Raw genomic sequence first — 21,735 nt, 5'->3', positions numbered from 1 at the left:
GTCAACCGCGAAAGTCGCCGGGCTGTTCCTCGAACCACCGCCCGAGCCACGCGACGACGGCCTCCACGAACGCGATCTTGTTGGCCGTCCTGACCGTCTCGTGGCCCTCGTCGTGGAAGAGCAGGTAGCGGCACGGGACGCCGCGCGCGGTGGCCTCGGCCACGACCTGCTCGGCCTCGTACACGGGCACGTTGGTGTCCTGCGCGCCGTGGACGACGAGCAGCGGCGCGGCCAGCCGGTCGAAGGAGTGGATGGGCGAAAGGGCCCGCAGCAGGTCGCGGTCGGCCACCGGGTCGCCGTACTCGGAGACGGCCGCGGCGGCGATCCACGGCTCGGTGCGGGCGTAGAAGGTCGCGAAGTCGGCCATGCCGCACACGTCCACCCCGGCGCGGAACAGCTCGGGGTAGGTCACCAGGGCCGCGAGCGTCAGATAGCCCCCGTACGAGCGGCCCATGCAGGCCACCCTGCCGGCGTCGGCGACCCCCGTCCGCACGAGGTGGTCCACGCAGTCGGCCACGTCGTCGATGGCGTGGAAGCGCAGCGCGTGGTTGTCGGCGTCGAGGAAGGCGCGCCCGAAGCCCGAGGAACCCCGGACGTTCGGCGCGAGCACGCTGATGCCCGCCGCCAGGAGCCGCTGGAAGAGCGGGTTGAAGGTCGGCCGCTCCTGGCTTTCCGGGCCGCCGTGCAGGTAGATCACGCACGGCGTGCGGGACGGCCCGGCGCGGTACAGCCAGCCGCTCAGCTCCAGGCCGTCCCTGGCGGGGAAACAGACCAGCTCGGCCTCGATCTCGTCGGGCAGGGGGTCGTCACCGGCCACACGGCGGTAGGCGCCGGTCGCGAGGTCGCACAGCAGGACGTGCGAGGGCGTGGAGGGGCCCTCCCCCGCGATGACGGCCAGCGTGCCGTCCAGGGACAGCCGCGCGGAGCTGATCACGTCGACCGGCGGCGGGGGGAGCGGCCGGGTGCCGCCCTCGACCAGGTCGGCCACCTCCAGTTCGGAGCGGCCCGCGACGTTCCAGACCAGCAGGGCGACCGTGCCGTCCACGCTGACGGAGAACCGGTCGAGCTCGGCGTCGGGACGCTCGGCGATCACCTGGGGGGCGCCGCCCATGGGCATCGCGAGCAGCGCCATACGGTCGCGGCCGGCGTTGGAGCGGATGTAGGCCACCTCTCCGTCGGGGGACAGCGCGCCGAGGTCGGTCGTGGGCGGCAGCAGCGGCCGTTCCTTCCCGAAGGGCAGGTCGGCGACCGACATCTCGCGCATGCCGCGCGGCCCGTGGCGCAGCAGCACCCGGCGGTGGTCGCGGCTCACCGCGCTCGGCCACATCAGCGGGCCGGCCGCGATGGTGTCGCGGTGGCCGAGTCCCGCGTCGATGAGCACGGCCTCCGTCGAGCCGGACCCGGCCAGCTCGGCCACGAGCAGGGTCGAGCCCTGCCCGGTCCACCGCACGAACACGGCGGAGCCCCGCGCCGGGGTGTCCGTCGGCCCGGCGAGCAGGCGGCGGTCGGTGCCGTCGGGCCGTACGGCCCACACCTGGGTGTGCTCTCCGCCGCCCGGCGAGACCAGGACGGCCAGCCACTCGCCGTCCGGCGACCAGAGCACGTTGCCGACCGGCTCGGGGCCGGTGTCGATCACCCGCGCCCGCGGCGGTGCCGTGGGCGCTTCACGCCCCCCGGCCGCGTACTCGGGCAGGAGCTGGACCCAGGCGCGTGGCGAGCCGTCGCGGTCGCTGACGAACGCGACGGCCCGGTTGTCGGGCGACAGGGCGGGGAACCGGCAGATCCACGAGACGTCGACGGTCAGACTCCTTGTGCTTGAAGCCACATCTCCAGGAGTCCAAGTTGCCACAACGCGTTGGCTCCCAGTGTGGTTCTGTGGTCATCGGGCGCGGCGAGAAGCTCGTCCACCGTCGCGGGACGGAAGAGGCCGCGCGAGCGGGCGGTCGGCCCGGTGAGGGTGTCACGCACCATCTCCAGGAACGGGCCGTGGATGTGGCGGATCGCCGGCACGGGGAAGTAGCCCTTCGGGCGGTCGATGACCTCGTCGGGGACGATGCCCCGGGCCGCGGCCTTGAGCACGCCCTTGCCGCCTTCGGCCAGCTTGAGCTCGGGCGGGCACATGGCGGCCAGCTCGACCAGGTCGTGGTCGAGGAACGGGGTGCGCGCCTCCAGCCCGAAGGCCATCGTCATGTTGTCGACCCGCTTGACCGGGTCGTCCACGAGCATGACGCCGGTGTCCAGGCGCAGCACGGCGTCGAGCGCGGTGTCGGCGCCGGGCATGGCCAGGTGCTCGCGGACGAACGCGCCGCTGACGTCCTCGCCGAGCAGGTAGCCGGGCCCGAGGATCTCGGCGAGTCCCTCGTGCGCGCGGTCGAAGAAGACCTTCGCGTACACGTCGGCCGCGTCGCCGCGCGGCACGTTCTCCATCGGCGGGTACCAGTCGTAGCCCGCGAAGACCTCGTCGGCGCCCTGGCCGGACTGCACGACCTTGACGTGCCGCGACACTTCCTCGGACAGCAGGTGGAAGGCGACGCAGTCATGGCTGACCATGGGCTCGCTCATGGCCGCGACGGCGTTCTGGAGGGAGGGCAGGAGCCGCAGGTCGTCCACGAGGATGCGGTGGTGGTCGGTGCCGAACCGCCGGGCGACCAGGTCGGAGTAGACGAACTCGTCCCCGGACTCGCCGCCCGCCGCGTGGAACCCCACGCTGAAGGTGGCGATATCGCTCTGCCCCTCCTCGGCGAGCAGGGCGACGATCAGGCTGGAGTCCAGTCCGCCCGACAGCAGCACGCCCACCGGAACGTCGGCCACCGTGCGCCGCCGCACGGCCACCCTGAGGGCTTCGAGGACGGCCTCACGCCACTCGACGGGGCCCATCTCGCCCCTGGCGCTCTGGAGCACGTCCAGCTGCACCGCGCCCGGCTGGAGCACGCCCGGCTCCCGGGGACGCGTGAAGGCCGGGTTCCAGTAGTGGTCGTCGTGCGCCGTGCCGTCGGGGTCGATGGTCCGTACGGTCGCGGGCGGCAGCTTCTCCACGCCGGTCAGGATCGTGCGGGGCGAGGGCACCACAGAGTGGAAGGTCATGTAGTGGTGCAGTGCGACGCGGTCGACGTCGGTCCGCACTCCGCCGCCGGCGAGCAGCGCGGGCAGGGTGGAGGCGAACCGCAGCCGCGCCGCGTCACGGGTGAGGTAGAGCGGCTTGATGCCGAGCCGGTCGCGGCCGAGCACCAGCCGCCCGGTGTCCCGCTCGGCGACGGCGAACGCGAACATGCCCTTGAAGTGGTCCACGCACCTGCGGCCCCAGTGGCGGTAGGCCTTCAGCAGGACCTCGGTGTCGGAGGTGGAGAAGAACCGGTAGCCCTCCCCCAGCAGCACCTCGCGCAGTTCGCGGTAGTTGTAGAGGCAGCCGTTGAACACCCCGACCAGACCTGCCTCGGCGTCGACCATCGGCTGCGCCCCGCGGTCGGACAGGTCGATGATCTTCAAGCGGCGGTGGCCGAGCGCCACGGGGCCCTGCGCCCACAGGCCGGTGCCGTCGGGCCCGCGCGCGGCCATGGCCGCCGTCATGCGCTCGACGGCTCCGACGTCGGCCACGCGGCCGTCGAAACGGATCTCACCGCTGAGGCCGCACATCAGACGACCTCCCTCAGCAGCCAGGTGTCCTTGGCCCCGCCGCCCTGCGAGGAGTTGACGATCATGCTGTCGGGCGGGGCCACGCGGGTCAGCGCCGCCTGTGGGACGACCGGGTCCCTGCCGGTGAACACGAACGCGCGCAGGTCGATCACGTGCGGGCGCAGGCGCTCGCCGTCGAAGGTGGGGTGCGTGGACAGGGCCACCGTCTCCTGCGCCACCCAGCGTTCCGGAGCGGCGAGGATCTCCTCGCGGATCGCCTTCAGCTCGTCCGCCGAGGCGTCCTGGCCGATGATCACCCCCTGGCCGCCGAAGCCGTCGACCGGTTTGACCACCAGGTCGTCCAGCCGGTCGAGCACGTGCTCGCGGTCTTCCGGGTCGCGGCAGAGGTAGGTCGTGACGTTGGAGAGCAGAGGACGTTCTCCCAGGTAGTAGTCGATGAGGCGGGGCACGTAGCGGTACAGGCTCTTGTCGTCGGCGACGCCGTTGCCGGGCGCGTTGGCCAGCGTGAGCGTTCCCCGCTCGATCGCGTCGAGGAGCGCGGCCCCGATCGGGCTCGCCAGGAGGCCGTCCTCCTCGATCCTTCGGTAGAGCACGTCCACGCGCCGCCCCTTGGCGTACACGACGCCCTCTCTGACCTCCAGGTCGGCGGGCTCGGCGAGGACCACGTCCATCTCCTCGGCGAGCGTCCGGTGCTCGTAGTACGCCGGGTCGTCGGGGCCCGAAGTGATCACGCCGAGGGTGGGGTCGCCCACGGGCGAGGCGGCGAGCAGCGCCTCGCGCAGCAGGGACGCGGTGCCCTCGGGGTCCAGGACGGCCGAGCGGTCGAGCTCGGGAAGGACGTGGGCCGCCATCCGGCGGTTGCCCACCGCGTAGCCGATGCCCGAGGGCACCCGCAGGTTGTCCTCCAGCACGACCCACCGTCCCGCGCCGTCGCGGGCGACGTCCAGCCCGGCGACCGAGCATCTGATGGCCCCGCTGTGCACCCGCCAGCCGGCGGGCCGGTAGCCGGGCGACTCGTCCACGGCCCAGGCGGGAAGCACCCGGTCCTTGATCACCTCGCGCCTGCCGTACACGTCGCGCAGAAAGGCCTCCAGCGCGCGGACCCGCTGCGGCATCCCGTCGCGGATCTTCGCCCAGTCGTCGGCGGCGATCAGCCTCGGCACGAGGTCGACGGGCATCTTGCGGGACAGGTCGGTCGCCTCCTGGTCCGCTTCCTCACCCACCAGGCCTTCGTCTCCCCCGACCTGGAACGTCATGCCGGACTCGCGCATGTAGCGGTTGCGGGCGATCTCCCGCTCGCGCAGCTCCACCGGGCCGAGCCGGTCGAACGCCTTGAGGACCGGCTGGTAGGGCTCGCGGACGGTGCCCTCGATCACGGCCTCGTCCTGTACCGCGTCGTAGCCCTTGAGCAGGCTCGTCTCCAGGCCGGGGTTGGGGCCGCCGAACTCGGTCTGCCAGCCGTCCGAGCGGGTCTCGGCCACCAGGAGGTCGACGATGTCGGACAGCGTCCCGCCGCTCTCGATCACCCGCCGCTGGCGGGCCGCCGAGCTGCCCCTGCCCAGGGTCTCCTCGGCCAGCGTCGTCACGAGGTCCCAGTCGCCCGTCGCCTCCAGCTGGGGGCGCAGCCCGTCCAGCATCCGCCTGATCACGTCGGCGGCCGGCATCGCCGTGCCCTCGACCGGGTCGACGAGCGTGCCTTCGAGCCCGGAGCGCGCCGAGCGCCAGGTCGCCGCGCGGACGATCTCCATGCGGATCGGCGGCGTGGGGTCGTCGTTCTCGATGGCGTGCAGCTCGCGCAGGACCACCGCGCGGAAGACGCCGGCCAGCAGGACGACCTTGCCCACGCTCGGGCAGGCGTCGCACATGCGCAGCTCGACCGTGGAGACGTGCGCGGAGGGGCGCACGTCGAAATAGATCATGCCGGGGTCCATGATGACGCCGGACCGTACGAGGTCCGCGACCATCTGGTCGTACTCGGCGGCGGACGCGAAGTGGCGGACCGGCCCCGTGGTGGGCCAGCGGTTCCAGACCAGGGTGCGGTAGCTGGCGTACCCGCTGTCGGCTCCGAGCCAGTACGGCGAGCTCGCGCTGAGCGCCAGCAGTGGCGGCAGCCAGGGGGAAACGCGGTGCGCCACCTCGACGGCGAGGTCGCGGTTGGCGACGTCCACGTGTACCTGGGCGCCGCAGATCAGCTGCTCACGGGTGAGGAGCTGATAGTCCTCCAGCATCTGCTCGTACCGGGCGTCCGGCGAGATCTTCAATGCCGCCGGGTCCACCAGGGGCACCGCCCCCGCCGCCACGATCCCGAGCCCGAGGCCGTCCGCCGCCTCGATCACCGTGCGGCGCAGGGCGGTCAGGTCGTGCCCGAGATCCTCCAGGCGCACGTACGGACGGCTGTTCGACTCCACCACCGACCGCTGCAGCTCCTGCGTGAAGCGCTCGCCCGGCAGCCGCTGAAGGAGATGACCGGCGCGTGGAACGAGGTGGCGTGTGTCAAGGTCCACGACGTGGAACTCCTCCTCGACGCCAACGGCGACCGACTCCGCGAGACCCGTCATTCCACCATCCTCAAAAAGTCCATCGACCAGGGGCGTTTGATGGGCTTCTGCCCACAAACCGCCTAAATGCACGTCACGACGGAACTCTTCGAATTGTGATTTCCCCGGCACGGGGCGACGGCGACGCGCGCGGGGGAAGACCGGCGCTCGGTCGTGGGCGCCTCAGGAGCCGGCGCGGGGACGGCCGCCGCCGGTGGCCACGAGGGACGCGAGCATGGCGTCGATGGCGTCGAGCCGGCGGTTCAGGTCGGCGATGTCCGCCTTGTTGGCGCTCTGCTCCTCGGGCTTCAGCGTGAGCACGAGCTGGCCGGTGCCTGCCAGCTCGCCGACCGCGACCTCGCTCATGTCGTCGCCGTTCTGCATCCGGACCGCGTGCTCCAGCTCCTGGGTCTGTAACGCGAGGCGGCGCAGGTTCCCGGCCACGGGCCGGCCGTCCCTGATCACGATGGTGGACGTTCCCTGCAGCAGTCGAGAGACCCGCTCGTAGCGCGCCGACAGGTGGTTCAGCAGCTCGTTGGTGGCGACCAGCGTGAGCGCGCCGACCACGCCGCCGGCCAGGCTGTCGTCGTTCCCGATCACGGCGTTCTGCACGACGTTGGAGAGCAGGAAGATGACCACGAAGTCGAAGGTGCTCAGCCCGGCCAGGTTGCGCTTGCCCACCAGCCGGAAGATGAGCACGATCAGCGCGTAGACCAGCACGGTGCGAAGGAGCTTCTCGGCCACGGGGATCTGGAACGTCAGCATGTCGTGCCACACGGAAGGCCTCCTCGTCGGGCTGATCGTGCCACCCTAAGCACGCGCGCCTAGGAGTCGAACCCCAGCCCGAACCTGTCCAGGGTGCGGAGCCAGAGGTTGCGGCGGCCCTGGTGGGCGTCCGCCCTGGCGATCGACCAGCGGGTGAGCTGGATGACCCCCGACCTGATCGGCTCCGGCGGGAACGGCACGGGCTTCTCGCGCACCATCTGAAGCTCGGTGCGCTCGGTCGGCTCCCCGGAGAGCAGGTCGAGCATCACGTTGGCGCCGAACCGCGTCGCCCCGACGCCCAGCCCCGTGTAGCCGACGGCGTACGCCAGCCGTCCCCGGTGGGCCCTGCCGAAGAACGCGCTGAAGCGGCTGCACGTGTCGATCACGCCGCCCCAGCGATGGGTGAACCGCACGTCGGCGAGCTGCGGGAACGTCGTCGCGAAGTGGCCGGCCAGGGTCGCGAAGGTCGCGTCGCGCTGCTCGTACTCCTGCCTGACCATGCCGCCGTTGTAGTACACGGCGTCGTACCCGCCCCACAGAACGCGGTTGTCCTCGGTGAGCCGGTAGTAGTGGAACTGGTTTGCGCCGTCGCCGATGCCCTGCCGGTTGCGCCAGCCGACCGACTCCAGCTGGGACGGGCTCAGCGGCTCGGTCATCAGCGCGTAGTCGTACACGGGCACCAGGAAGTTCCTCAGCCTCCCGAGCAGCGGCGGGAACACGCCCGTACCGAGCGCGACCTTGCCCGCGCGCACCCTGCCGTGCGGGGTCGTGAGCTCGATGGCGGCGCCGTCGTCCTTGAGCGAGCGGACCGGGCTGTGCTCGTAGACGCGCACGCCCAGCGACAGGCACGCCTCCCGCAGGCCCCATGCGAGCCGCGCCGGATCGATCATCGCGCAGCCGTCGCGGTCCCACTGCCCGCCCACGTAGGTCGGGGAGCCCACCTCGGCGCGCACCTGGTCGGCGTCCAGGAGGCTCACGTCCATGCCCAGCTCGCGGGCGATGCCGGTGTCCTCGGCCAGGCCGTCGAGCTGCCACGGCTCGGTGGCCACGTGCAGCTCGCCGGTGCGCTCGAACGAGCAGCGGATGCCGTACCTCGCGACGGCCCGCTCGATCTCGTCGAGGTTCTCCTTGCCCAGCCGTACGAGCGTGGAGATCTCCTGGGGCCAGCGGGCGAGGCCGTTGCCCAGCCCGTGGGTGAGGCTGGCGACGCAGAAGCCGCCGTTGCGCCCCGAGGCGGCCCAGCCGACGCGCCTGCCTTCCAGCAGCACGACGTCGAGGGAGGGGTCGCGTTCCTTGGCCATGAGGGCGGTCCACAGGCCGGAGAACCCGCCGCCGACCACTGCCAGGTCGGCGGCCGTGTTCTCGAAGAGCCGCCGCAACGGCTCGGGTTTGTCCGGACTGTCCAACCAGTACGGCTTACGCTCCGCGTCAGCCAGTGCTTTCAGCGGATCCACGCTTCCACGTCCTTACGAACCACATCGGTCTTGCCTGCCCGGCGGGACCGGTGTCCCGTGCCGGGGGTCTGCCGCCGCGCGTCAGCTTCGGCGACGGGAGGTCACCGTGTTGACCACGGCGATCGCCACGCCGACCGCGAAGATCAGCGTGCCGAGGATGTTGACCTGCGGAGGCACGCCGATGCGCACGGCTCCGTAGATCCACAGCGGGAACGTGATGGTCGCGCCGCTGGTGAACTGGGTGATGACGAAGTCGTCGATCGACAGCGCGAAGGCGAGCAGCGCGCCGGAGACCACGCCCGGGAGGATCATCGGGAACGTGACCCGCCAGAACGTGATCCACGTCGAGGCGCCGAGGTCGCGCGCCGCCTCCTCGATCGACCCGTCGAGGCCCACCACGCGCGCCCGTACGGTCACCGCGACGAACGACACCGAGAACAGCACGTGCGCGAGCACGATCGTCAGGTACCCGGTCTGCACGCCGAGGGCGACGAACAGCGACAGCAGCGAGGCCCCCATGACCAGCTCGGGCGAGGAGATCGCGGCGAACATGATCAGGTTGGTCGGGCCCTGTCCGCGGAAGCGGTACCGGCCGAGGGCGATGCCGAGCAGCGTGCCCAGCACGGTGGTGACCAGGGTCGCCACCAGGGCGATGCTCAAGGAGTTCACCACGGCTGTGGTGAGGTCGGGGTAGTCCCCGAGCCGCCCCCACCACTTGAAGGTGAAGCCCTGCCAGCTGACATTGGACTTGCTCTTGGTGTCGTTGAAGCCGAACGCGATCATCACCGCGATCGGCGCGAACAACCACAGGAGGATCAGCCACGTGTAGCCGAAAAGCAGGCGGTCGCCCCAGCGGGAGCGCCGGCGGCGACGCGCCCCGATCGAGGGCGCGGGCATGCCGTTCGTGGCCTGTGTGGGGAGCGCTGGGCTGACTGGACCGCTCATCGCGCCGCTGCCTCCAGGACGTTATCGGTGCCAAGTGCCTTGGCGTAGACGAAGATGCCGACGAGCATCGCCGCCATCAGCGTGAACGACAGGGCCGCACCGACCGGATAGTCGTTGTTCACGAGGTACTGCGTCTGGATGACGTTGCCGATCATCGTGTTGGCCGGGCCTCCGAGGATGGACGCGTTGACGTAGTCCGAGGTCATCGGGACGAACGTCATCAGGACGCCGGCGAACACGCCCGGGAGGGAGAGCGGGAGCACGATCTTGGTGAACGACGTGCGCCATGTGGCGTACAGGTCCAGCGACGCCTCCACGACCCGCGGGTCGACCCGCTCCAGGGCCACGTAGATCGGCAGCACCATGAAGGGCAGGTAGTTGTAGGTCAGGCCGCCGATGACGGCCGCGGTGGTCGCCAGAACGTGGAAGTCCTGGGGCAGCAGGCCGATGTTCTTGAGCGGCTCCAGCAGGATGCCGTCGTCGGCGAGCAGGAACTTCCACGACACGGTGCGGAGCACGAACGACACGAAGAACGGCAGGAGCACCAGCAGCAGGTACGTCGACTTGCGGGCGCCGCCCTTGAAAGCGATCCAGTACGCCATGGGGTACGCGATCACGATCGCCAGGATCGTCCCGATGGCCCCGTAGGCCACCGAGCGCACGAACTGAGTCTTGTACTCCACCAGGGCGTTGCTGAAGTTGGCGAAGTGGAAGGTCTGCAGGAAACCGTTGACGACGTCGCCCTCCATCGTGGAGACCGAGGCCATGAAGACCAGCGGCACCACCAGGAAGATGACCAGCCACAGTCCGCCCGGAAGGACGAGCAGGTAGGGAGCGATCTTGCGTCTCATGGTCCTAGCCCTGGGTGATCGGCTGGAAGATGCCTTGGAAGACCTTTTCCTCGGCGTCGGTGAGGCTCTTGTACGACCGGACCCTGGCCAGGTCGGACTCCGAGGGGTAGATCAGCGGACTGTCGGCCATCACTTCGAGCGCCTTCTTGTCGTCGCCCTTGGCCGTGGCCGCTTCCGCCCTGACGAGGTCCCGCGTCGAGGGAACCGGGGTGATGTAGGTGATGTACTCCGCCAGCGCGGCAGCGATCTTGGGCTGGTAGACGTAGTCCATGATCGCCAGCGCGTCGACCGGGTTCTGGGCGGTCTTCGGGATGCACATGTTGTCGGTCCAGATGTTGCCGCCCTCTTGGGGGACGACGAACTTCAGGTTCTGGCCTTCGAGATTCTGCTGGTAGATGTCGCCCGACCAGGCCATGGTCACCCAGATGTCCCCGCGGGCCAGCGCGTCGACCCAATCCTGTTCGTAGTATTTCCGGACAAGTCCAGCATCGCGCTGCTCCTGGAGTTTCTTCCCGGCCTTCTCCCAGTCGGCCTGGACCGACTTGTCCGGGTCGATGCCCAGGGCGAACATCCCGAAGTTCGCGACCTCCTGCGTGTCGACGAACATGCCGACCTTGCCCTTGTACTTCGGGTTCCAGAGCTCCTGGATGCTGGTGATCTCGCCGTCGACGTACTTCGGGTTGTACGCGATGCCCGTCAGGCCCGACTGCCACGGAACCGTGTAGGTGTTGCCCGGGTCGTAGCTCGGGTTCTTGAACCTCGGCCCCGCGTTGGCCGCGAAGTTCGGCAGCTTGGAATGGTCGAGCGGTACCAGGTAGCCGAGATCCATGGCCTTGCCGAGTTGGAGGCCGTTGGTCATGACCATCAGGTCGAACCCGATGTCCTGCCCGGCTGCGAGCTGCGGCTGGATCTTGCCGAACCAGGTGGAGTTGTCCTGGACGGCCTCCTGGTAGGTCACCTGGATGCCGGTGTCCTTGGTGAACGCCTCCAGGGTCGGGTACCGCTTGCCCTCCTTGTCGATGTACAGGGGCCAGTTGGCGAAGCGCACCAGGCCGTTCTTCTTCTTGCCGGCCCAATAGCTCGCCACGGCGTCCTGCTGGGGTGCGGCGACCTTCCGGCCGGGGATGCTGCAGGCCGTGAGCGCGAGGGCGGCGGCGGACATGCCGGCCATTCGCAGTGCTTCTCGCCGGGTGAGACGCGAGCCGTCGCGGTGACGGGCCCGCGTCAGCCCACGCAGGAACGCGGGGTCACGCGAGGGGTCGTTCATGGGGACTTTCAACTTCCAATCGCGTACGAGTGCTGCGGCTGCCACGACAGCCAGACGGAGTCACCGCGCTCCGCCGTGATGCTGCTGTCCCTGGCGTTCTGCTCGAAGACCGTGAACTCGGCTCCGCCGGCGAGGTTCACGGCGTAGCTGTTGTAGGTGCCGAGGTAGACGACCTCGGCCACGGTTCCGCGTACGGCGCTGAGGTCCGCGCCGGGCTCGTCGTGCGAGATCCGGATCTTCTCCGGCCGTACGGTCACCTCGACCGCGCCGCCCTTGAGGGTGCCGTCGGCCACCGGGACCAGCACCCGGTCGCGGTCGCCGATCCTGATCGTGGCCGTACCGTCGCTGACCGCCTCGGCCGTACCGCTCAGCAGGTTGGAGGTGCCGATGAACCCCGCCACGAACTTGGTCGCGGGACGCTCGTAGATCTCCCTGGGCCCGGCGAGCTGCTCGACCAGGCCGTCGTTCATGACGGCGATGCGGTCGCTCATGGTGAGCGCCTCGTTCTGGTCGTGGGTGACGTAGACGAACGTGATGCCGACCTCGCGCTGGATCCGCTTGAGCTCGATCTGCATCGCCTGGCGGAGCTTGAGGTCGAGCGCGCCGAGCGGCTCGTCAAGGAGGAGCGCCCGGGGGTTGTTGACCAGGGCTCGCGCGAGCGCGACCCGCTGCTGCTGGCCACCCGACATCTCGCGGGGGCGCCGCTTCTCGCGGCCGGTGAGGTCGACGATCTCCAGCATCTCGCCGACCCGGCGCTTGATCTCCGGGTCGGGTACGCGCTTGCGCCGGAGGCCGAACGCCACGTTCTCCCAGACGTTCATGTGGGGGAAGAGCGCGTAGGACTGGAAGACCATGTTCACGTCGCGCTTGTTCGGCGGCACGTCGGTGACGTCCTGCCCCTGCAGCCGTACGGCACCCCGCGAGGGGTCCTCGAACCCGGCGATCATCCGCATCGTGGTTGTCTTGCCGCAGCCGGACGGCCCGAGCATGGAGAAGAACTCGCCCTCGGCGATCGACAGGCTGACGCCCTTGACCGCCTGTACGACCTCACCATGCGCTAGGTATTCCTTGACGACTCCGTCGAGTTCGATGGCGGGCACCGGGGAGATGTCGGAGGCGGCCGCGGAGGCCGCCTCCTTGCCCGCCTGGATTTCGGTCATTCCAGGCTATCCCTCTTCTATGTCGGCAGCCGCGCGCCGTTGCCGTGCGTCCGTGCTGCCGCGATGATCATTCACCGATGTAGTGCATGACGTGCTTGACCCGGGTGTAGTCGTGCAGGCCGAAGACCGACAGGTCCTTTCCGTAGCCCGAGTGCTTGAACCCGCCGTGCGGCATCTCCGACACGAACGGGATGTGGGTGTTCACCCACACCACGCCGAAGTCGAGACGCCGGGACATGCGCATCGCACGGCCGTGGTCGGAGGTCCACACCGAGGCCGACAGGCCGTACTTGACGTCGTTGGCCTTGGTGAGGGCCTCGGCCTCGTCGGAGAAGGTCTGGACGGTGATGACCGGGCCGAAGACCTCGGTCTGGATCATCTCGTCGTCCTGCCGGAGGCCGTCGACGACGGTCGGCTCGAACAGGTAGCCCTTCTCGCCGATGCGCCTGCCGCCGGTGACGACCTTCGCGTGGCCGGGCACCCTTTCGAGGAAGCCCTCGACCCGGGCGAGCTGGTTCTCGTTGTTGAGCGGGCCGTAGTAGGCGTCCTCGGTGTCCAGGCCGCCGGTCTTGGTGGCCGCGGCCGCCTCGGCCAGGGCCGCCACGAAGGGCTCGTGGATGCTCTCGTGCACGAGGACGCGGCAGGCGGCGGTGCAGTCCTGGCCGGCGTTGTACAGGCCGGCTCCCGCGATCGCCTCGGCGACGGCGCCGAGGTCCTTGACGTCGTCGAACACGACGACCGGCGCCTTGCCTCCGAGCTCCAGGTGCACGCGCTTGAGGTCCTCGGCCGCGGACTTGGCGACCTGCACGCCCGCGCCCACCGAGCCGGTGATCGCGACCATCGACGCGGCCGGGTGGCCCACGACCCTGGCGCCGGTCTCCCGGTCGCCGACGACGACGTTGAACACGCCCGCCGGGAGGATCTCGCCCAGGATCTCGGCCAGCTTGACCGTGGAGACCGGGGTGGTGTCCGACGGCTTGAGCACGACCGTGTTGCCCGCGGCCAGCGCCGGGGCGATCTTCCAGACGGCCATCATCATGGGGTAGTTCCACGGGGTGACCTGCCCCACGACGCCGATCGGCTCGTGCCGGATCACCGAGGTGTGGTCGGCGAGGAACTCACCGGAGGTGGGGCCCTCCAGCGTGCGCGCGGCGCCCGCGAAGAAGCGGAAGTGGTCGGCGGCGGGCGGGATCTCGTCCTCGGCCATGCGCGCACGGGGCTTGCCCGTGTTGAGGCACTCAGCCTCGACAAGCTCCTCGCCGCGTGCTTCGATGGCGTCAGCGATCTTCAACAGGTAACCGGCACGCTCGCCCGGCGTCGTCTGTCCCCACGACTCGAACGCGGCTACCGCCGCGGCGTAGGCTGCGTCGACATCCTCCTGGCCGGAGACCGGCGCCTGGAGGTAGACCTCCCCGGTGCTCGGATCGATCACATCGGAGAACTGGCCGCTCTTGGCGTCCGCGAGCTCACCGTTGATGAAGTTCTGCAGACGGGTGGTCAACGTTGACCTCCTCGTGAGGTGGCTGAGTTGTCGCGACTCTGACAGAGGTCAGAGTGAACGACAAGGGATTTCGTCGCGAATATATCAAATTGCTACGAAATCGCTTGACAGGGGACGGTGAACTGACAACATGTCGCACCAGGACGGCAACACGGCGGGAACGGCCCCGTAATCAGTTTGCGGTAGGCGACGGAGTGCCTGGTCCGCCGGCCCGGACGGGGTTCCTTCGCCGGGGCCGGCAGGGTGTTAGGGAGGACGCACGGAGATGACGACGCCGCCGAAGGCCCGACGGGACAACAACCACGACGCCAGGCCGGGTCCGGTGGTTCTGGACGAGATCTCCAAGCAGATCATCGAGGAACTGCAGGCGGACGGGCGCAAGCCGTACGCCGCCATAGGTAAAGCCGTGGGACTGTCGGAGGCGGCGGTGCGCCAGCGCGTCCAGCGCCTGCTCGACGCCGGGGTGATGCAGATCGTCGCCGTAACCGACCCGCTCACCCTGGGCTTCCCCCGGCAGGCGATGATCGGCATCAAATGCGAGGGCGACCTGGAGACCGTCGCCGACAGACTCTCCTCCATCGACGAGATCGACTACGTCGTCCTCACGGCGGGGTCTCTCGACATCATGGTGGAGGTCGTCTGCGAGGGCGACAACCACCTGCTGGAGATCCTCGGCAAGATCCGTGCCATCCCCACCGTCCGGGCGACCGAGACCTTCGTGTACCTCAAACTGCGCAAGCAGACCTACTCCTGGGGCACTCGCTGACCCTGCCCCTGGCCCTGCTCCTGGCCCGCGGCCAGGGCGCCCTTGCGGTCGAGGACGTCGGCGATCTCCGCGAGGAAGGCGTCCACCTGGGCCACGGCGTAGCCGGTCTTGAACATCACGGTCGAGAAGGTCGCCACCCTGACCTGTTCGGCGGTGAGCGGGTGGTCGGTCGTCCCACGCAGGGTCGCGACGATCCGGTCGAGGAACACGTCGACCTCGTCCTCGTTGTACCCGGCCCCGAGCCGCCCGGGGCGGAACAGGACGCGTTCGACCCGCACCGCCTGCGTCTCCAGCCAGGCCTCCATCAGGGCCTCGGCGACGGGCCGCTGCCCGTTCGGGGCCTCCGGCGACTTCGGCCCGCCCGGCGTCTCCCCCAGCCCCGGCAGGGTGGGCGCCTCGTCGTCCTCCTCCACCGGATCTTCCGTGGAGTCGTGGCGTCCGCCGGGCACCTGGTGGCGTCCGACTTCGACCCGCTCGGTCCAGGCGTCCGGGCGCCTGCCCGCCACCCACTCCCCCGGGAGGTCCCCCGGCGCCGGCCGCACGGGAAGGTCGCCGAACCCCCCGGCCACCGGACTTCCGAGGATCTCGCCGGATCGCTCCATCACCGGTGCGGCCTGGGGAGACTCGGGGGCGGGAGCGCCACGGGTCTCGACCGCGACCACGAAGGCGTCCAGCGCGTAGTCGACCGCCACCTCGTTGTAGCCGCCCAGCTTCGTGTCGAAGCGCGCCATGCGGATGTCGTCGGCCGTGACCGGGGCACCCTCCAGCAGCCCTCGCCCCAGCGTCGCCTCGATGCGCACGATCAGCGCGTCGACCTGGTCGGGGTCATATCCGGTCCGCACCCCCAGCACTCGTGGAAAGCGGTTCACGCCTAATCCTCCCGGTTCACAACCCCGCATTTATTTCTCTTCTTTACCATTCTGGGGGGATGACATGGGGAAATCCAGACAGTTACCCGTTCACGGGTAAGCTTCCGAAACTATGCGGCTCGCGAACCTCTCCTACCGCTACGCCCGCCGCGCCCCCTGGGTCCTGCACGAAGTGGACCTCGACCTGCCCCCGGGCACGGTCGCCGAGGTGACGGGGCGCAACGGCGCGGGCAAGTCCACGTTGCTGAGGCTGCTGGCCGGCACCGCGCGCCCGAGCCGCGGTTCGGTCTCCGGCCGTCCCGCCGTCGTGGGGTACGCGCCCGAGATCTTCCCGGTGGACCAGCCGTTCACGGTCACCGCGTACCTGTCCCACATGGCGGCCGTCCGAGGGGCCGCGGCGACCTCGATGGAGCCGTGGGTCGAGCGGCTGGGAATGGCCGCGCTCCTCGACGTGCCGCTCGGCGATCTGTCCAAGGGCAGCGCCCACAAGGTAGGGCTGGCGCAGGCCCTGCTCGTCCCACCCGGCCTGCTGATCCTCGACGAGCCGTTCTCCGGCCTGGACGAGCAGACCCGCGCCGAGCTTCCCCGCGTCATCGACGAGGTCGTGGCGGCCGGAGGCATCGTCGTGGTCAGCGACCACCAGAACGGCCTCGCCGGGCACCCGGGCGTCACCCACCTGAAGGTCGAGAACGGCACAGTCCAGGCCGCGACCCCCGGCGGGGCCCCGGCCCGAGCGATCATCGAGGTCCTGGTGGACGCCGGCGAAGCCGAGGCGGTGGCCCGGAAGCTCCAGGCCGAGGGCTACGAGGCCAGGATCCGAGGAGAGGCGCGATGAGGCCGGCGATGTCGCTCACACGGTTCAAGATCTCGGCCTACCTGAGGTCCCACCGCATCGTCCAGCCGTTCGTGGGGCTGCTGGCCGTCGTGATCATCCTGTACTCGTCCCGCGTGGCCGTCGGCCAGGAGCTTCCCTCCTACGCCGACTCGGCCGCGCTGCTCGTCCCCGTCTTCGCGTGGGCGACCAGGGGGCTGCTCGACACCGAACCGGACGTGCAGCGTCTGATCTCGATCACGGCGGTGGGGCGGCCCGGCCGCGAGGTGGCGAGCGGCCTCGTCGCCTCGGTGGCCGTCAGTTGCGGCCTGGCCTTCCTCGCCCTCGTGCTGCCACTGGCCATCGGCTTCCGCGCGGTGCCCGGCACGGCGGTGCTTATCGGCGGCCTCGCCCTGCACGTGCTCTCCGTGCTCACCGGCACCGTCCTCGGCGCGCTCTCCAGCCGCCCGATCCTGCCCGACCCGGCGACCTCGGCCCTGACCATGCTCGGCGGCTACGTCGCGATCCTGCTGCTCAGCCTCGCGCCCATCACCTGGCTCACGGTGCCCATCATCAGCTGGATGCGGGCGGCGGGCCAGGACGCCTTCCTGAGCCGGTCACTCCCCGGCCTCGCGACCGTGACCGTCTTCTGGTGCTCCATCGCCCTCATCACCTACATCAGCCTCCGCCGCACGCGGCCATAGCCGGTCCTGTCGCTCCCCGTACGGGTCACTCGCCTCGCGCGCTGTTCGCGCCGCGGCGGGCGAGGGCGTCGGCGCGTTCGTTCTCGGGGTGCCCGGCGTGGCCCTTGACCCAGATCCACTCCACGTCGTGACCCACGGTGGCCGTGTCCAGCCGCTGCCAGAGGTCTGAGTTCTTGACCGGCTGCTTGGCCGCGGTCTTCCAGCCGTTGCGCTTCCAGCCGTGTACCCATTTGGTGATGCCGTTGCGGACGTACTGGCTGTCGGTGTGCAGGCGTACGGCGACCGGCCGCGTCAGGCTTTCCAGCGCCATGATGGCGGCCATCAGCTCCATACGGTTGTTGGTCGTCTGGGGCTCGCCGCCGAAGATCTCCTTCTCCGAGCGGCCATAACGCAGCACGGCTCCCCATCCACCCGGCCCGGGATTGCCGCTGCACGCGCCGTCGGTGTAGATGTCCACGGCCTTTCCGGCCGCCTTCTCCTGGTCCTGCACAGCCGGCATGCGCTCCTGCCCATCTGTCTCACGGTCGGCATCAGTCCTACCATTCCATCCGCCCGCACCAGGCCCCCCTCCACACCACCGACCGGCCACGCCGCTCCAGGCCGCCCTCCCCACTTCCCGCCGGCATCTCCACGACGCGGACGACTTGCGGCGAGCCCTGGCGTCCAGCCGACATTTCGGCTGACGCGGGCATATCACCAATCTGGAATTCGTCCCGCGCATAATCCGGGATCACAGGAAGCGGCTTCCCGCCGGGCCGGTGGGAGCTTGGAATAGGTTCGGGAGCCGAAAACCTGTTTCCGTCGGCAGGAGTAGGCCCATGGGCAGTTCAGAAGGCCGGGTTCTGGTCATTGTGATCATCGCGACGGTTCTGTTCGTCGTCGGGCGGCGCTTCCAGCGGACGGTGGACACGTGGGCGGGGTGGGGCAAGGCGGTGAAGAACGCCGCGGAAGCGTCGGCGAAGATCCCCGGCGCGAAGTCCGCGGCGTGGGCCGCGTTATGGCGCATGGTCATGATCGGGGCAGGGACGCTGGCCCTGCTCGCCTTGATCGCCAACGCGTTCCGTTACATCTGAGGCTAGATCTGAGGCCCGTACATCTCCGGTGGCTATGCCTCGGGGGTGGCGGCGGCGAGCTGGCCGCAGGCGCCGTCGATCTCGCGGCCCCGGGTGTCGCGCACGGTGACGGCCACGCCGTGGGACTCCAGGCGGCGGACGAAGGCACGCTCGTCCTCGGGTCTTGAGGCCGTCCACTTGGAGCCGGGGGTCGGGTTGAGCGGGATCAGGTTGACGTGCACCAGCTTGCCCTTGATCAGCCGGCCCAGTAGGTCGGCCCGCCATTCCTGGTCGTTGATGTCCTTGATCAGGGCGTACTCGATCGAGACGCGCCGCTTGGTCTTCGCCGAGTAGCTCCAGGCGGCGTCCAGCACCTCGCCGACCTTCCAGCGGGTGTTGACGGGGACCAGCGTGTCGCGCAGCTCGTCGTCGGGCGCGTGCAGGGAGACGGCCAGCGTCACCGGCAGCCCCTCGTCGGACAGCTTCTCGATCGCCGGGACCAGGCCGACCGTGGAGACCGTGACGCCCCTGGCGGAGATGCCGAGCCCCTCGGGGGCGGGGTCGACGATGCGGCGGACGGCGCCGATCACGGCCTTGTAGTTGGCCAGAGGCTCGCCCATGCCCATGAAGACGATGTTGCTCACCCGTCCGGGGCCGCCGGGGACCTCGTCACGGGCCAGCGCGCGAGCGCCCGCGACGACCTGCTCGACGATCTCGGCCGTCGACATGTTGCGGGTCAGCCCCGCCTGCCCGGTGGCGCAGAACGGGCAGTTCATGCCGCATCCGGCCTGGGAGGACACGCACATGGTCACGCGGTCGGGGTAGCGCATCAGCACCGACTCGACCAGCGCGCCGTCGAAGAGCCGCCACAGGGTCTTGCGGGTCATGCCGTCGTCGCAGGCGATCTCGCGGACGGAGGTCAGCAGGCTGGGCATCAGCTGCGTCACCAGCTGGTCACGCGACGCTGCCGGAAGATCGGTCATGTGCTCGGGCTCGGTGGTCAGCCGCTCGAAGTAGTGCCGGGACAGCTGATCGGCGCGGAAGGGCTTCTCGCCCAGCTCCGCGACGGCCGCACGGCGCTCCGCCATCGACAGGTCGGCCAGGTGACGAGACGGCTTTGCCCGTCGGGGGGCGACAAAAGTTAGCTCGGCGGACATGTCCTTCTCTTAACGGTTTGCCGGAAGCTGCACGGGACAGCCATTCGGTGTGATCTATTGCGATCCTCGGCCGATCGGGGAGACGTCCACCGGAAAGGCGGATGAGCGTTGGGCACCACCGATGTCATTCTCACCGACACCAGCCCCTACGGCAGTCGCGCGGTGACCGTCGAACACGACGGGGTGTCCTCGGTAGCTTACCTGCGCGACGCCGAAGGCGGGATCCATGGGGCCGTGTGGCTCGCCAACCATGTGCAGGCGCCCTCTTCCGTCGATCTCGGCCGGATGGATGCCGGCCAGGCCCCCGTGATGCCCGTGGCGAACACCCGCGTCCCCGGGGGCACGCCGCCGTTCACGGCCGGCGAGCTGGAGGTGCTGTGGTTCGAGGAGGGCGACGGTGCCGCCCTGTACCGCAACGGCGAGCTCCTGGCCGTCATTCCCGGCTGGTCGGATCTCGAACGCGGGATGCCCGGCTACGCCAAGGACGCCGTCGGGGACTCCCCGTTCGCCTGGTCCCTCGACGAGGCGCTCGAAGGGCTCGCGCCGAGGATCGCCAAGGCGCGCTCGTACTGGGAGTGGCGGCACGGCGACGGCTCCTGGCCCTCGTTCCAGCAGTTCGTGATGAGCCACCTGGACGCCAGGGTCGGCCCGGCCGCGAGGTACTGGGACATCGGCGGCGACCGGCTGCCGACCGTGGGCATCACCGAGCGCCCCCAGAACGGGTACACGATGCTCTCGACGGTCGGGATGAGCTGCCAGCGCATGCCCACGGTGGAGCAGTACATCGAACGGCCCGACACCTACGCCCGCATCGAGCTCGCGATCGCCACGCGCGGAGAGGTCACGGAGGCGGCGCGGCTCTTCCTCTGGCTGGCGCGCTACCCCTGGCACTCGGTCACCTGGCTGGGCCACGGCCACACCGCCCGCTGGTACCGGGAACCCGCGTCCTTCCCGCTGGGTCCGGGCTACCAGGGGGTTCTGATGCTCGACACGGTGCCGGGTTTACCCGACCTGTCGGGCTTCGCCTTGGGCGGCGACGAGGTCCGATGGCTCTGGCTGGTGCCCGTCACCGATCAGGAGCTCCAGGTCGCCGCCGACCAGGGCCACCAGGCTCTGTCCCTCTCCGGACGCATCCCCTGACGCTCTGGAGCGTCCGAGAAGGCTCACATCGGTACGAAGACCGCCAGGAGCAGCCAGACCGGCACAAGGGCGGCCAGCAGGGAGTCGAGGCGGTCCATCAGGCCGCCATGGCCCGGGAGCAGGTTGCCCATGTCCTTGATGCCGAGATCACGCTTGATGACCGACTCGACCAGGTCGCCGAGGGTGGCGCACACGGCCACCACCGCACCGACCACGGCACCCTGCCAGAACTGGCCTTCCAGCAGGAACCGGACCAGCAGCGCGCCACAGACGACGCAGGCCAGCACCGACCCGGCGAACCCCTCCCAGGTCTTCTTGGGACTGATGGCCGACATCTGGTGCCTGCCGAACAGGATTCCCGCGAAGTAGCCGCCGATGTCGCTGCACACGGTGACGGCGATGAAGATGACCACCCGGTCGGACCCGTCGGGCTTGGACAGCATCAGCGGGACGAATCCGGCGAGCAACGCGGGATACACCGATGTCAGGACGCTGGCGGCGGCGTCACGGACGTACCCCTCCTGGCCCTGGAACATCCTCCAGGTGAGCACGGTGAGCACGGTGAGCGTGAAGGCGCCGAGCAGCCAGATCGGGCCGCCCCAGTACGCGCCGGCGACCATGGCGGCGAAGCCCACCAGCACCAGCCGCACCGGCACGCGCATGTCACGGACGGCGAACGCACGGACCATCTCGACGATGCCGATGCCGACAGCCGCCACGAGCACGAGCAGGAAGAGCGCCTTGACGGTGTAGAGCGATCCGATGACGGCGGCCCCGAGGGCGACGCCGACGCCGATGGCCGCGGGAAGGTTGCGCCCCGTACGGATGCGGCCCGGCTTGGCGGCGCCCCCCGGAAGATCATCCGGCGGGTCCGGAGGTTCCGCGGACCCCGTGGGGCCTTCGGGGTCGGCGGCGCTCCCGAAGCTCCCGCCGGCGTCTGCGTGACGCGCCCCGGGATCCTCGGGCGGGCGCTCGTCAGACCGATGGCCTCGGGCCGGCCCGGTTCCGTCCGCCTCCGTACCTTCCACAGTGATCCCACTCTCGTACCCGTCAACCACGCTCGGCGGCCCACTCTGCCAGTACCGCCGGGCGGCGGGGAGGGAGCGTGGTGGGCCGGAACGCG

General features: G+C 69.9%; 19 protein-coding genes. 5 read left to right on the top strand and 14 right to left on the bottom strand.

The annotated features are described in order from the left end of the window. Position 1 precedes the first annotated feature (1 nt). From ACGFIV_RS11550 to ACGFIV_RS11505, 10 genes are all read right to left on the bottom strand, one after another. Positions 2-1,825, bottom strand: a complete 1,824-nt coding sequence (locus tag ACGFIV_RS11550; protein ID WP_392834116.1) for a S9 family peptidase — start codon at positions 1,823-1,825, stop codon at positions 2-4. After that, positions 1,801-3,633, bottom strand: coding sequence for an N-acetylglutaminylglutamine amidotransferase (locus ACGFIV_RS11545; protein ID WP_392834113.1), 1,833 nt, complete (start codon positions 3,631-3,633; stop codon positions 1,801-1,803). The genes ACGFIV_RS11550 and ACGFIV_RS11545 overlap by 25 nt, the downstream gene beginning before the upstream one ends. Continuing rightward, positions 3,633-6,191 (bottom strand): glutamate--cysteine ligase, encoded by a 2,559-nt coding sequence (locus ACGFIV_RS11540; RefSeq protein ID WP_392834111.1) that lies wholly within the window; start codon positions 6,189-6,191, stop codon positions 3,633-3,635. Before ACGFIV_RS11540 ends, ACGFIV_RS11545 begins: the two co-directional genes overlap by 1 nt. Before the next feature lie 162 nt (positions 6,192-6,353). Continuing rightward, on the bottom strand, positions 6,354-6,947 hold the full coding sequence (locus ACGFIV_RS11535) for a YetF domain-containing protein (protein ID WP_358547433.1): 594 nt from the start codon (positions 6,945-6,947) through the stop codon (positions 6,354-6,356). Positions 6,948-6,994: 47 nt separating this feature from the next. Continuing rightward, complete coding sequence (locus ACGFIV_RS11530) at positions 6,995-8,389, bottom strand: FAD-dependent oxidoreductase (RefSeq protein WP_358547436.1); 1,395 nt, start codon at positions 8,387-8,389, stop codon at positions 6,995-6,997. Positions 8,390-8,470: 81 nt separating this feature from the next. Further along, positions 8,471-9,334: an ABC transporter permease gene (locus ACGFIV_RS11525; protein WP_392834107.1), complete on the bottom strand. Its 864-nt coding sequence runs from the start codon at positions 9,332-9,334 to the stop codon at positions 8,471-8,473. Further along, positions 9,331-10,185 carry an ABC transporter permease gene (locus ACGFIV_RS11520; protein ID WP_392834103.1) on the bottom strand — a complete coding sequence of 285 codons (855 nt, stop codon included), beginning with the start codon at positions 10,183-10,185 and terminating at the stop codon, positions 9,331-9,333. Before ACGFIV_RS11520 ends, ACGFIV_RS11525 begins: the two co-directional genes overlap by 4 nt. 4 nt (positions 10,186-10,189) lie before the next feature. After that, positions 10,190-11,452: a PotD/PotF family extracellular solute-binding protein gene (locus tag ACGFIV_RS11515; RefSeq protein ID WP_392834100.1), complete on the bottom strand. Its 1,263-nt coding sequence runs from the start codon at positions 11,450-11,452 to the stop codon at positions 10,190-10,192. 8 nt (positions 11,453-11,460) lie between these two features. Further along, the gene (locus ACGFIV_RS11510; RefSeq protein ID WP_358547443.1) at positions 11,461-12,612 is read right to left on the bottom strand and encodes an ABC transporter ATP-binding protein; all 1,152 of its coding nucleotides are present in this window, start codon (positions 12,610-12,612) and stop codon (positions 11,461-11,463) included. Between the two features lie 67 nt (positions 12,613-12,679). Then, on the bottom strand, positions 12,680-14,113 hold the full coding sequence (locus tag ACGFIV_RS11505) for a gamma-aminobutyraldehyde dehydrogenase (RefSeq protein WP_358547445.1): 1,434 nt from the start codon (positions 14,111-14,113) through the stop codon (positions 12,680-12,682). Between the two features lie 265 nt (positions 14,114-14,378). On the opposite strand from ACGFIV_RS11505, the gene ACGFIV_RS11500 reads away from it, so the two are divergent. Beyond that, positions 14,379-14,879, top strand: a complete 501-nt coding sequence (locus ACGFIV_RS11500) for an Lrp/AsnC family transcriptional regulator (protein ID WP_358547447.1) — start codon at positions 14,379-14,381, stop codon at positions 14,877-14,879. On the opposite strand, the gene ACGFIV_RS11495 is transcribed toward ACGFIV_RS11500, so the two are convergent. Next, positions 14,858-15,748: a DivIVA domain-containing protein gene (locus ACGFIV_RS11495; RefSeq protein ID WP_358547450.1), complete on the bottom strand. Its 891-nt coding sequence runs from the start codon at positions 15,746-15,748 to the stop codon at positions 14,858-14,860. The two genes, ACGFIV_RS11500 and ACGFIV_RS11495, sit on opposite strands and share 22 nt — an antisense overlap. 112 nt (positions 15,749-15,860) lie before the next feature. Between ACGFIV_RS11495 and ACGFIV_RS11490 the strand changes: the two genes are divergently transcribed. Together ACGFIV_RS11490 and ACGFIV_RS11485 are read left to right on the top strand one after the other, a co-directional pair. Continuing rightward, positions 15,861-16,583 carry an ATP-binding cassette domain-containing protein gene (locus ACGFIV_RS11490; protein WP_358547452.1) on the top strand — a complete coding sequence of 241 codons (723 nt, stop codon included), beginning with the start codon at positions 15,861-15,863 and terminating at the stop codon, positions 16,581-16,583. Positions 16,584-16,591: 8 nt separating this feature from the next. Then, positions 16,592-17,263 carry a hypothetical protein gene (locus ACGFIV_RS11485; RefSeq protein ID WP_392834092.1) on the top strand — a complete coding sequence of 224 codons (672 nt, stop codon included), beginning with the start codon at positions 16,592-16,594 and terminating at the stop codon, positions 17,261-17,263. 25 nt (positions 17,264-17,288) lie between these two features. On the opposite strand, the gene rnhA is transcribed toward ACGFIV_RS11485, so the two are convergent. Further along, positions 17,289-17,762: a ribonuclease HI gene (gene rnhA / locus ACGFIV_RS11480; protein WP_358547458.1), complete on the bottom strand. Its 474-nt coding sequence runs from the start codon at positions 17,760-17,762 to the stop codon at positions 17,289-17,291. Positions 17,763-18,081: 319 nt separating this feature from the next. On the opposite strand from rnhA, the gene ACGFIV_RS11475 reads away from it, so the two are divergent. Further along, a complete protein-coding gene (locus ACGFIV_RS11475; RefSeq protein ID WP_358547461.1) occupies positions 18,082-18,336 on the top strand; it encodes a hypothetical protein in 255 nt (84 codons plus the stop codon). 32 nt (positions 18,337-18,368) lie between these two features. On the opposite strand, the gene rlmN is transcribed toward ACGFIV_RS11475, so the two are convergent. After that, positions 18,369-19,472 carry a 23S rRNA (adenine(2503)-C(2))-methyltransferase RlmN gene (gene rlmN, locus ACGFIV_RS11470; RefSeq protein ID WP_358547464.1) on the bottom strand — a complete coding sequence of 368 codons (1,104 nt, stop codon included), beginning with the start codon at positions 19,470-19,472 and terminating at the stop codon, positions 18,369-18,371. A 108-nt stretch (positions 19,473-19,580) separates the two neighbouring features. On the opposite strand from rlmN, the gene ACGFIV_RS11465 reads away from it, so the two are divergent. Next, positions 19,581-20,612, top strand: a complete 1,032-nt coding sequence (locus tag ACGFIV_RS11465) for a suppressor of fused domain protein (RefSeq protein WP_392834088.1) — start codon at positions 19,581-19,583, stop codon at positions 20,610-20,612. Positions 20,613-20,635: 23 nt separating this feature from the next. Here ACGFIV_RS11465 and ACGFIV_RS11460 read toward each other — a convergent pair whose 3' ends face one another. Beyond that, a complete protein-coding gene (locus tag ACGFIV_RS11460; protein ID WP_358547469.1) occupies positions 20,636-21,640 on the bottom strand; it encodes a phosphatidate cytidylyltransferase in 1,005 nt (334 codons plus the stop codon). Positions 21,641-21,735 lie beyond the last annotated feature (95 nt).

Origin of the sequence: Sphaerisporangium sp. NPDC049003, assembly GCF_043197795.1 — a bacterium.
Lineage (GTDB): Bacteria > Actinomycetota > Actinomycetes > Streptosporangiales > Streptosporangiaceae > Sphaerisporangium.
The sequence above is the reverse complement of the archived record's forward strand: the minus strand, read 5'-3'. Positions and strand labels throughout refer to the sequence as shown.